Below are 11070 nucleotides of genomic sequence, written 5' to 3'. Positions count from 1 at the left end.
TAATAAAACAGGCACCTGCTAATACCAGTATCTTTTGATATAAATATCCTTTATATGGCCTTTACTTACCAAAAATGTTTTTTATCTGTGGGACTTACCGGGTTGAACTAGGAAATCAGTAGCGCAAGAATTAAGAGATTTAAAATATACCAATTTTAATAAGCTCTTATGTACTTGATATCGGCGCTAGATTGTGTTATTATTAAATATAAATACCATATAAAGTATCATATACAAGGACAACATATGGAGAATGTGGTAAGTATTGCACATACTTGGCATATTCCCGGGGGTTTATTTTTAGGAATCTTCGTTTTTTATACGACCGTGCTCTCGAGATAAATTAAAAATTCTAAAGAACGGACAAATATGAAAGAAATAACAGTCGGGAAATAAAGTTGAGGTGAAAAAAATGTCAAAAGATCGGCTTATAATTGCAGGTTTAATGATGTGCTTGATCGTGGCAGCGATTCCATTGGTATTAGCTGATACGTCTAAAGATGGTACACTATTTAACAACTCTTCGGATAAGATTACGTCTATACAATCAGGTGATTCAAAAGCAAATGCTTATGATCGCATCGATAATGCGAAAATAATAGGAACGCACTGTGGCGTAATAATCGATGATCGTGCTGGTACGTACTCTGTTTGCATTAAGAATTATGGATGGAGGACGATTAGGACGGGCGATGTTAACCAAAACCAAGCAATACTCCAGTTATGTTGCGATGCCTATACATCTGGTAAATTGGTGAACATAGGTCTTACTAAATCTGGAGCTATTGTTGATGTATGGACGGGAGGCCCTTAAGACAGGTGATGTTAACCAAAACCAAGCAATACTCCAGTTGTGTTGCAATGCCTATACATCTGGTAAATTGGTGAATATAGATACTAATAAAAATATAGCTATTGTCGATGCATACATAATATAAAGAATACAGATATTTTTTAATATCTTATGGAATCGCCAAAATGTGCCATTAATTCCGCTGGCAATTGAGTGCAATCGATCAAAAACCAAGAAAACTCGGAACGATTAATCCAATATTAATTTTAGGACTTATGCTGTTGACTGCAAAGCAGTCGACTTTTTAATTTTCATAATTTTTTTCCTAAGGCATACTTTGGTTTTTTCACTTAAAACTTCAGGTTACTGGCCGCAGTACACTTTGCTGCCTTGACTTTTTTCAGGACATTTCCGATTTGTTAATGCGTCTTCAATTATTTCGGTTTTGTATTATAGTAAAACAGGCACCTGCTAATCCCAGTATCTTTTGATACAAATATTCTTTATATGGCCTTTACTTGCCAAAAATGTTTTTCAATTATGAACTTACCCCGTTGAACTACGAAATCAGTAGCTAGAAAATGAAAATATCTAAAATATACCGATTTTCATAAGCTCTCATGTACTTAATACTGGCATTCTACTGTGTAAATATTAAACAGATATACTGTCAAAAGTATCATATACAAGGACTACAAATATAACATTTAACAAGTATTTCAAATACTTGACACATTCCTCGGGGTTTATTTTTAGGAATCTCCTTTTTGATACATCCAGATTCTCGAGAAAATAATTAAAAATTCTAAATCACGATGAGTATAAAAAATACAACAGTAAAGACAAAAATTTGAGGCGAAAAAGTGTTAAAAAATCGGCTTATAATTGCAGGTTTAATGATGTGTTTAATCCTAGCGGCGATTCCATCTGTCTTGAGTGCTACAGCTGCTGATGGTCAGGGAACAGCTCTGGCATCCAGCAGTCCGACAACAGCCCCAGTAGTCGTATCAAAAAACTTACCAGCCACGACAACAGCTGTTTACAGTAACGTAGCAACCAAGTATTGGCTTGAACTGAAGGCTTATCCTTCCACCAATACAAAAGGTTTGTGGCTCTATGTAGATAAGGACTGGAGGTATTTGGCCAAACCAACCAGTAATATTGAAAGCTCTGTGCAACAAGCATTTGCTAACCCTGGCGTCTTCAATGTTCAGGTCTGGTACTCCGGACGTGATATTGTCGGATTGGTAGTAAATACCAAGTAAACACAAGACAAAATATTAAATTGTATAACGAAAGCAGAAACATCAAGTCCTTTTGCAAATTACGACCTGAATGTTTCTTGGAACTTAAGCAGCTGCCTGTTTTACAGGCAACTTTTGAATTTTTAAAATTTTCATACAAAGAATCTTTTGGGCATTTTGTAAATAGAGTACCAGCGTTTTTTATAATTTATCTTGATAAATATAAGGTTCTTTATGCTGGAATGCCATGTATCAAACAGAACAAGTCCGAAATAGTGCATCGATTCCAAAATAAATCCTTTTTTTGCGGAAAATTCGTTGATCGATATATATTCAAAAGCTGGGCTTGTGAACACGCTTTGAAGTCGACGCACGAGGTTGTTTTTCTTTTGCCATAAGCATCAGGCATATCCCTATAGAGGGAAGCCCAACGGCCATGTATATCAGCATCAGAAGCATGATAATGATATAGACTGAGGATAAGGAATGATCGATGGGTGAAAAGATATTCTTGAGTAAAAAGGAATCTATGAAGTACATGAAACCGATTATGGCCGCATAAATGCTGATCACCTTAACTACTTTAACGTATTTTTTTGCTGATTCTCTCCGTTCCTCGGGGACGGACTTGATGAATAGTGCAGAAGCTGGCGCTGCAAGCACAGGAATGAAAAAAAACAGTTCTTCTGGGATATACAGGCGTAAATACGGGCATAACAGGCTTAAAATCAATGTAAGGAGTACAATAGGGAGAGGGAGTCCCAGAAACCATTTATCGGATTTTTTCTGGTTGATGGCAACAAAAAAAAGTGACCCGAAAAACGAAAGCGGATATAGAAGAGCAAAAGCTGCAAATATGTCCAATGAAATCGGTCCAATGGGATCGTTTATGATCGCTTTACCTTCATCATTTATACCGTTATTGTTTACATTGCTCAGGTTTAGAATAACTAATAAGGCAGCCACCCAAACAAAAAAATAAATGGCAGAAGTACAGAGCAGTGCTATATTGTACCTATTGTATTCCATCTGTAGAAAATTGGTTTAAAAGTATTTATTGGTATCTAAATATTGAAAAAAATAATAAGCTTAAACCGCCACGATTTTATCTATATAATCGTACCAATTTCAATGTTCAGATATGAGCGAATGTTTCGGACTTGAAGACTAGAGTATCGATTCCAAAATAAATTCATTTTTTGTGGAAAATACATTGATCGATAGATAGATTCAAAATTTCAGGTTTGTGAACATACTTTGGAATCGATGCACTAGAAGTTTCGGTACATCTAAATGGAATTTAGATAGAGGATTTAAACGGATTTTCTAAAAATTCTGATTACTTATTTTTACCTTTAAACTCCTTTAAAATAATGCCCTGTAGTATACTCAATCCCTCTTGCAGGTTTCAATTTAGTTTCTTTTCCTGCAAGTGCTTCTTTATATGCCTCTGTGATCTCTTTTATTTCGGCTTCGGTATTAAATGAAAGGTCGAGCCGAATTACATCCACTCCATATCCTTCCAGGTTTTTAACATATTTCAGCATGTCAAGCACTTTTGAATTATAGATCAGGGTACGGGTGCCAAGGCGCTTTACCGGAAATTCGGAACCGCTCTGGTCAACAAGAAGGACTTCACTGTCTTTCCTTACGATTCTTCTGTCAATAAGAGGCTTTAAAAGGTCATTTTCCGTAATAAGCATCAGTTCTCTGCCGTAAACGAAAATTTCGGTCTGGCCTATCTCCTCGCAGGCCTGAAGCGTTTCGCAGACATTTTTTATTTCGCCCAGGTTAAGTTCACTTGAAAGCGTTACTCTGCAAGCTCCTGCCTGATAGAAAGTGCTTGCGGTAAAAGCATTGAATATATTGAACTCTTTTCCTGCAGTAAATGGTACGGAAAGCTCTTTTGCAAGCTGTGAGGCCCCAAGGTCGGAACAGGCTATATTAAAACCTGCATCTCTTACTTTTTCCAGCAGAGGCTTCAATTCACTCAGTTCGCTGTCATGGGTTATCAGGGGAACCCTGAAGACGAGCTCGACTCTTTCTGCTTTTAAATCCTCAAGCTTATCTTCGTTTTCAGACGCTGTCAGCTCTTCAAATTTTGAGATCGGAATGTATATTATATCTGCGCCGGCAATTGTAGCCTTAAATAGTGAAGAAATTTCATTTACTTCAATGCTCAGGAGGAGTTTCTTTGAACCAGTACTCCGGTTTCTACTGGCTTCTATGTTATTTCCTTTTCTGTTTCTGCCCTCTTTATTGCAGCTCTCCTTGTCGGCACCTTCACAAATGTACAGATGGTTGAAATTTGCCAGTTCGGGGTGTTTTTGTTCTTTTTTGCACGCGTTGAGGGTCTTTTCTAGCAGGAGGTCTGCAGCTTTTCGCCTTGCATTCTTCAGCACGCCAACCGGAATGAAGATCTTTTCATCAGCTTCAATTGAGATGTCTATAGCTTCAAATGGGGTGTCCCCAAGGCTTTCCATTGCCTTTCTCATCTGCTCGGTTGTAGTTGGGACCTTCTCTGCTCCCTGAACGATATATTCATCAGCAAATTCCGCACTTACGGATTCTCCACTTCCTTCTATACTGAAAGCTTCTTCTTTTTCTTTTCTGCTGCTTTTTCTACTCCCCTCTGTAATTTTTCCGCTTTCTTCCCTGATCTCAACCGTAAACCGTTCTCCTTTCCTGGCTCTTGCTTTCAAGCTTACAGGGAGCGTTTTCAGTTTTGTTTTTTGGAGGGTATCCAGGAGCTGCGTATCTGTTGTGAGGTAGATTTCGTCCCCTCTCTGGACTGCCCTTCCCGTCTTCGAGCTGATCTCAAGCCCTACTTTTTCACCTTTTTTTGCACTTTTTACATACTCACCTGCAATCGTGATTATGCCTGTAACCGCAGAGCCAAGCATCCTCTCCCGCGTGAAAATGCTTATGCCGTCTTTTACCTGGAGATCTTCATCCAGCCGAACTGTAAGTTTTGTTTCTCCCTTTGAACGGGAGATGTCCAGGACTTTTCCCAGAAAGGCCCCGTAGTTTGAGCTGTATTTGGGGTGAGATACTCCTTTTTCCCCTAGTATGAAACCCCTTGTAAAGCCCCTGTAAAAAAGTTTTGCAAGCTCGGCTTCCCTTGATTCAAGCTCTTCCGTTGTCGGATTTTCTCCAGGATTACATATGTTTTGAACTGTGGCTTTATAGGCAGAAGCACTTGCAGTAACGTATTCGGGTTTTTTCATCCGGCCTTCGATTTTAAGGCTTACAACCCCTGTTTTTACTATCTCTTCAAGTCCTGTGAGTGTGGAGAGTTCGGCACAGCTTATGGGATAGTTGCCTCCGATATATCTTTCGTCAATTTCTCTGCCGTTTACCAGGAAGCTGTAGCGCCGTCTGCATGGCTGGGCACAGGCTCCTCTGTTTGCGCTTCTGTCGTGCAGGAAACTGCTAAAGAGGCATTTTCCGGAATATGAATAGCAAAGAGCGCCATGGACAAAAATCTCGATGCCCACGCTTGAATGATCTACAATATCTTTTACCTCTTCTGTAGTAAGCTCCCTTGAGACTATAACCCTTCTTGCTCCAAGGCCCGCTGCAAAATCAACTCCCTGTTTGTTATGGATAGTCATCTGTGTGCTTGCATGCAGCTCAAGGTCAGGATAAATTTCGTTAAGGATTCTGAGCAGCCCGAGGTCCTGCAGGATAATTGCATCTATTCCGGCTGCGTATGCAAGGTCCACTATTTCGAGTGCATGCTGTAGTTCCTTTTGTTTAATGGGAATGTTAAGCGCCAGATAGACAGAAACACCGTATGAGTGAGCCAGATCCACAGCAGCTTCCAGGTCATCGATAGTAAAATTTTTTGCTCCCTGGCGGGCATTGAACTCGCCGACTCCGAGGTAAACAGCATCAGCTCCGCCTTTGATTGCGCCAAGGAGGGCTTCCTGGTCGCCTACAGGAGCCAGGATTTCAGGAGGACAGATTAAGCTTTTAGCAGACATATGAGATCAGGATATTTTCTTATGATAATTAGAAATTTTTTATAACTTTTATAAAAAATTAAGCAAATGATTTACGCACAGGGCTTAACAATAGTCTGTGACTAAGTGAATTCAGGTCAGTTTAAAACCTAAAGGCGCTTCTTGAATAAAAAATGGATGGTAAGTCCCAGGGTCTTTTTCATAGCAGGAAAGGCTTTTTGCTATCCAGCCGGCAAATAACAATTTCTATCCTGAAGCCTGAGCTCTCAGGATGGACAACCTGTTAACACAAGAACTGATGCAAATGTATAAATACTATATAAATATTAATTTGTATATAAAATTAGCTGACCAGACTGATTATCTGAATATTGGTTCAATTTGCTTTGTTGCATAATTCTACGGGATTCTCTATTTCGCTTGAATCCTTTTTTTCCGGTTAAATGATGAAGCTCCGTAAAAATGAATTGATGCTGCAGGGATGCAGCACAAAATCACGCCAGAAACGTATGCAAGTACCATTCAGCATAGACAGCCTGATTAATTCTGCAACAAAGCAGCTATACTTGAATTTGCATGTTTCTGAAGCTTCATCAGGATGAAAGATGACTTTATTTGAATTAAAAAGGATTGAACAGTGTTGTCTCAATCTCTTAAAAATATATAAATCTTTAAAGGAACACGAGTTTTCAAAAGAGTATAATATTGCCTGTCTCTCATTGAACAGGTCTTTTCGCCTGATAACGCCAAAAATAGCTTCTAAACTTGAAAAACAGGCTCATAAGCTCTTCAACGAAAAAATCCAGGCTTCCCTTTATAGGAAAGAATTGGAAAACCTGTTACAGGCCTCCAAAAAACCTTTTTTGCAGCGCATGGAGGGCCTGGCATGGTAAGCGATGAAGAAATGAGGTCCGGGAATATTGTGAATTTGTTCTGGAAATTTGCACTCCCGGCAGTTGTAGGAGTTGTCATTGCAGGAATCCAGGGAATTATCGACGGTTTCTTCATAGCAAATGTTCTAGGAAGCGAAGGGCTTGCAGGAATTACGCTTGCTTATCCTCCTTATTTAGCTCTAATCGGAGTAGGCGTAATTATCGGGATCGGCGCGTCCAGTCTAATAGCCCTGGAACTTGGAAAAGGGAATACAAAGGGAGCCCTGGATATCGTGCACAACGCTTTTCCTTTATGTCTTCTTTCAGGAGCCATTTTCACTGCAGGCGGGCTGCTTTTTTGTGAAACCTCAATCAGTCTGCTTGGAACCAATGGCCCTGCCCTTACCTTTGCCCGCGAGTACCTCAGGGTCATTTTCATGGGTTCGGTCTTCATGATCCTTACGATTGCCCTTGATCCCCTGGTCAGGAATGACGGAAAACCGAAGCTTTGCATGAACATTATGATTGCAGGAGTGGTTGTAAATGTCGTGCTTGACTATCTTTTTGTCATGCGTATGGGCATGGGAATGTCAGGGGCCGCCACTGCGACAATAATCTCCTTTGCTCTCCCTGCAATGCTGCTTGTGCACTATCTTTTTGGCAGCGAGGCAAAACTGAAACTCCGGCTTAAAGCCATGAAATTCAAAATCGGAACCCTGCTCCAGATCCTTAGAGCCGGCCTTCCGTCTTTCGTAATGCAGTTTTCACTGGCTCTCGTGCTCTTTGCGCACAATTACATGCTACTCAGGTACGGTTCCGAGCTTGCGGTTTCAGCCTACGGCATCATAGGGTATGTCTTTTCAATTTTCTATATGCTCTTCGAAGGAATAGCCCTGGGAGTGCAGCCGATAATAGGCTTCAATTACGGAGCTGGATGCTATGACAGGGTTTCGAAAACTCTGAAACTGACAATGCTTTCGTGTATCCTCGTCGGAGCTTTCGGATTTCTGTTAGTCTCCTTCTTCCCGGAGAGAGTTGTGCAGATCTTCAGCCAGGATGATTCCGAACTTCTGGAAGTTACGTTGCGAGGAATGAATATTTTCATGTTCTCTTTGCTTGTTGAGGGTACCGTGCTACTTACTGCTGTCTATTACCAGTCAATAAACAGGGTCAGAGCAGCACTTTTCATCCATCTGGGAAAGGTTTTTGTGGTTCTGTTTCCTCTGCTCTTTATCCTGCCAGTCTTCTTCGGTCTGGACGGGGTCTGGGCTGCATCGCCGGCCGCGGAGTATATCATGCTGCTTGTGGTTCTTGTTATGCTTTCGAAGGAATTCAAGTTCCTCAGGCATAATGGAAAAACTGGGAATAAGCAATCAACGGACAAGAAGTATATAGGATCAGTACCCGGGAACAACGGAATAAGGTCAGTATCCAGAAACGATGTAAAAACGGGGAATGAAGAAAATTCCAGGTTTGTTACCTTCATGCCTGCTGAAAAAAGGGAAACTTCGTAAAATACCTCTTCCTGACCCCCCGACTTTAAGGAAGGGGCATTCCTGCCCTCCCATACTCCTTTATGAGTATGAACTTAACTTAAATGGAGTCCATAAGTGAAAATTTATTTATATTACTACTGGCGTTGATGTCTCGATCATAAACGTTATTACATTCGGGACATTGCTACTTTCTTATATCCAGAGTTAAGTCTTTATTATGATAACCACAACTTCTACAAGTCTTAGAAGACGGTTCAAAAATTCCAATTTTCAAAAAAGGTAAGTTCTATGAACTGTTGCAGAAAACACGGAATTCCAGCCTTATTTTCGTTTTTTTTCCCGGGCCTGGGCCAGCTTGTAAAGGGACAGCTGTTCAAGGCACTGGGCATCTGGATAGCTTTCATACTCACTGGAGCCATGCATATTTTTGGGGCTGGCATTCCAATATGGCTAATCATATGGATCTGGCAAATTTATGATGCCTACAACGCCTGAAAAACAGGTTAAGAGAAATCCGAAATGGATAAAATGAATGTATAGTGAAGTAAAGAATGGATAAAATGAATGTATAGTAAAGTAAATTACTTAGCTATACATCAAACTCTTGCTGAAAATTAGAAAATCCGGTAATTCTTTTGATTGTTCTTTCGGAATCATCTTTATTTGGCTGAGGCTGAGCCGTCTATTTTCAATTTTACTATCAATATCTATCAAAATGTATCAAATTGATAGAAGACGAAAAGACAATCGATATCAACATCCTTGGACATCTATCAAAATCAATAAGAATCTATCAGAATCTATCAAAATCTCTCAAATTGATGGAAAGAAATATAGGAGATAACTATCAATATCTATCAAAATCAATCAAATTGATAGAAAAAGATAGAAAATGATAATATGAAACTCCCGATGGTCCCCGAATTTTCAAAAGAAGCTCTTGAAGAAGCTGGAAAATTTCTGCATGATGATAAAATTGCAGAGTTAGCTCATGGATACAATGAAAGGTATCTGCACTGGGAGGAGTTAAAGCACAGGAAACTTCCCCTGGATCCGGTTATTATATGGAATTTTATGAAAATTTCAAGGGAATTAAAGGCGAGATCTCTAGAGTTTGGGGACTGGGTTTTCAAGTATAATTTAATAGACGAATTTCAGGAAAAACTTCATATTATGGATAAATCCGCAGCAGGAAATCTTCTCAGCGGTCTTGAAGCCTTGCAGGACAATAGAAGAAAATACATAATTAGTTCCTTAATGGAAGAAGCAATAGCTTCAAGCCAGATAGAAGGAGCAGCAACTACCAGAGAAGTTGCAAAAAGGATGCTGCAAGAAAATAGGAAGCCAAAAAATAAAGACGAAAAAATGATTGTAAACAATTACGCTACAGTGAAGCATATCGTGGATTTAAAAAACGAAGCCATGACCCCGGATAAAATCCTTGAAATCCACAGGATGATTACAAACGGAACCCTTGAAAAACCCGAATACGAAGGCAATTTCAGAGCAAACAACGAGATTGCCGTTTATTCCCATGATGGAACGCTGCTTCACAAGCCTGTGGAATACCCTGAAATTCCTAAATTGATTGAGAAATTGTGTGATTTTGCCAACAGCAAGGATGAAGATTTCATTCATCCGGTTCTAAAGGGAATAATCATTCATTTCCTGATCGGATACATCCACCCTTTCAACGACGGCAACGGCAGGACTGCAAGGGCTCTTTTCTACTGGTATCTTCTTAAAAATGACTACTGGCTTTTCGAGTACATGGCAGTATCTAAAGTAATAAATAATTCGAAAAAACAGTACAGAAATGCCTACCTCTACACCGAATCCGACAGAACCCCGAACGATTCCGGCGACCTCACATATTTCATCAAATACAATCTCGACTGCATACAAAAAGCCCTTGATGACATCCTGGAATATCTGGAAAGAGAACAAAAAGAGAAGTCTCAAGCCTTAAAAATCATAACCGAATCCGGGAATCTTACTTTAAGGCAGGCAGAAATCCTCAAGCAGTTTTTAAAGCAGCCTGAAAAACCCATCACAATTAAAGAAATCGTGACCACTTACAGCGTGGCATACGCTACTGCCAGAAGTGACCTTTTCCATCTTGAAAAATCGGGTTATGTTGAAAAAAAGAAGGCTGGAAAAGAGTTTATTTTTATTTTCAAGAAGAGTGATTGAGTCTTTCGGTTATTTTTTTCTTAGAATCTATCAAAATATATCAAAACATATCAAATTGATAGAAAATTCTGTCGTGAGAGGGTGAACTTTATAGGTAAAGCAAGACCGTTTACGAGAAGTACAAATAATTGAGGTAGTTTTTAAGATAATTAAATTTAAAAATGCTACTTGCAGATTGCCAAAATAACTACATTAATATAGAGATCATCTCCTTTATAATTCGTTAGAGGGTGAAAGAATTACCTCCATAATTTATGAAACTGTTGGAAGGGCCAGAGAATATTCAGAGCTTGCAGCGAATTTATATCGTGGTTGTTCTCATGGCTGTACATATTGCTATGCTCCATCTGCAATAAGAAGAAAGAGGGAAGATTTCCGTTACCCAGTCGCTAGAAAAGATGTAATGAATAGATTTGAAAAAGATGCAATTAGTTTGGCAAAAAATGGAGAGAAAAGACCAATTTTATTATCATTCACCACTGATCCATATCAACCATTAGATGTTAA

General features: G+C 39.4%; 8 protein-coding genes and 1 pseudogene. 6 read left to right on the top strand and 3 right to left on the bottom strand.

Annotated elements, in window-relative coordinates; translation table 11 throughout:
- Positions 1-412: 412 nt before the first annotated feature.
- Together RG963_RS15365 and RG963_RS15360 are read left to right on the top strand one after the other, a co-directional pair.
- Entirely contained in the window at positions 413-814 is a 402-nt protein-coding gene (locus tag RG963_RS15365; RefSeq protein WP_310577155.1) for a hypothetical protein, read from the top strand.
- 842 nt (positions 815-1656) lie between these two features.
- Positions 1657-2058 (top strand): hypothetical protein, encoded by a 402-nt coding sequence (locus RG963_RS15360; RefSeq protein WP_310577154.1) that lies wholly within the window; start codon positions 1657-1659, stop codon positions 2056-2058.
- Positions 2059-2370: 312 nt separating this feature from the next.
- Here RG963_RS15360 and RG963_RS15355 read toward each other — a convergent pair whose 3' ends face one another.
- Entirely contained in the window at positions 2371-3066 is a 696-nt protein-coding gene (locus RG963_RS15355; protein ID WP_310577153.1) for a hypothetical protein, read from the bottom strand.
- 326 nt (positions 3067-3392) lie between these two features.
- Positions 3393-6023 (bottom strand): DUF3656 domain-containing U32 family peptidase, encoded by a 2631-nt coding sequence (locus RG963_RS15350; RefSeq protein WP_310577152.1) that lies wholly within the window; start codon positions 6021-6023, stop codon positions 3393-3395.
- Positions 6024-6607: 584 nt separating this feature from the next.
- Between RG963_RS15350 and RG963_RS15345 the strand changes: the two genes are divergently transcribed.
- Positions 6608-6895 (top strand): hypothetical protein, encoded by a 288-nt coding sequence (locus RG963_RS15345; RefSeq protein WP_310577151.1) that lies wholly within the window; start codon positions 6608-6610, stop codon positions 6893-6895.
- Positions 6889-8388: an MATE family efflux transporter gene (locus RG963_RS15340; RefSeq protein WP_310577150.1), complete on the top strand. Its 1500-nt coding sequence runs from the start codon at positions 6889-6891 to the stop codon at positions 8386-8388. The genes RG963_RS15345 and RG963_RS15340 overlap by 7 nt, the downstream gene beginning before the upstream one ends.
- 79 nt (positions 8389-8467) lie before the next feature.
- Here the strand turns inward: RG963_RS15340 and RG963_RS15335 are convergent.
- Positions 8468-8644, bottom strand: a pseudogene (locus tag RG963_RS15335) (zinc ribbon domain-containing protein); the annotation flags it as partial.
- Positions 8645-8658: 14 nt separating this feature from the next.
- Here RG963_RS15335 and RG963_RS15330 point away from each other — a divergent pair.
- Together RG963_RS15330 and RG963_RS15325 are read left to right on the top strand one after the other, a co-directional pair.
- Entirely contained in the window at positions 8659-8865 is a 207-nt protein-coding gene (locus tag RG963_RS15330; RefSeq protein ID WP_310577149.1) for a hypothetical protein, read from the top strand.
- Between the two features lie 417 nt (positions 8866-9282).
- Positions 9283-10563 carry a Fic family protein gene (locus RG963_RS15325; protein WP_310577148.1) on the top strand — a complete coding sequence of 427 codons (1281 nt, stop codon included), beginning with the start codon at positions 9283-9285 and terminating at the stop codon, positions 10561-10563.
- Positions 10564-11070: the final 507 nt, after the last annotated feature.

Origin of the sequence: Methanosarcina baikalica, from assembly GCF_031461075.1 — an archaeon.
Taxonomy (GTDB): Archaea; Halobacteriota; Methanosarcinia; order Methanosarcinales; family Methanosarcinaceae; genus Methanosarcina; species Methanosarcina baikalica.
This window is presented reverse-complemented; position numbering and strand designations above follow the sequence as displayed.

What these genes read in the sequence shown, in the direction of transcription:
- RG963_RS15345 (WP_310577151.1), top strand. Translation starts at nt 6,608, where the DNA reads ATGACTTTATTTGAATTAAAAAGGATTGAACAGTGTTGTCTCAATCTC.
- RG963_RS15340 (WP_310577150.1), top strand. Translation starts at nt 6,889, where the DNA reads ATGGTAAGCGATGAAGAAATGAGGTCCGGGAATATTGTGAATTTGTTC.
- RG963_RS15330 (WP_310577149.1), top strand. Translation starts at nt 8,659, where the DNA reads ATGAACTGTTGCAGAAAACACGGAATTCCAGCCTTATTTTCGTTTTTT.
- RG963_RS15325 (WP_310577148.1), top strand. Translation starts at nt 9,283, where the DNA reads ATGGTCCCCGAATTTTCAAAAGAAGCTCTTGAAGAAGCTGGAAAATTT.
- RG963_RS15365 (WP_310577155.1), top strand. Translation starts at nt 413, where the DNA reads ATGTCAAAAGATCGGCTTATAATTGCAGGTTTAATGATGTGCTTGATC.
- RG963_RS15350 (WP_310577152.1), bottom strand. Translation starts at nt 6,023, where the DNA reads ATGTCTGCTAAAAGCTTAATCTGTCCTCCTGAAATCCTGGCTCCTGTA.
- RG963_RS15355 (WP_310577153.1), bottom strand. Translation starts at nt 3,066, where the DNA reads ATGGAATACAATAGGTACAATATAGCACTGCTCTGTACTTCTGCCATT.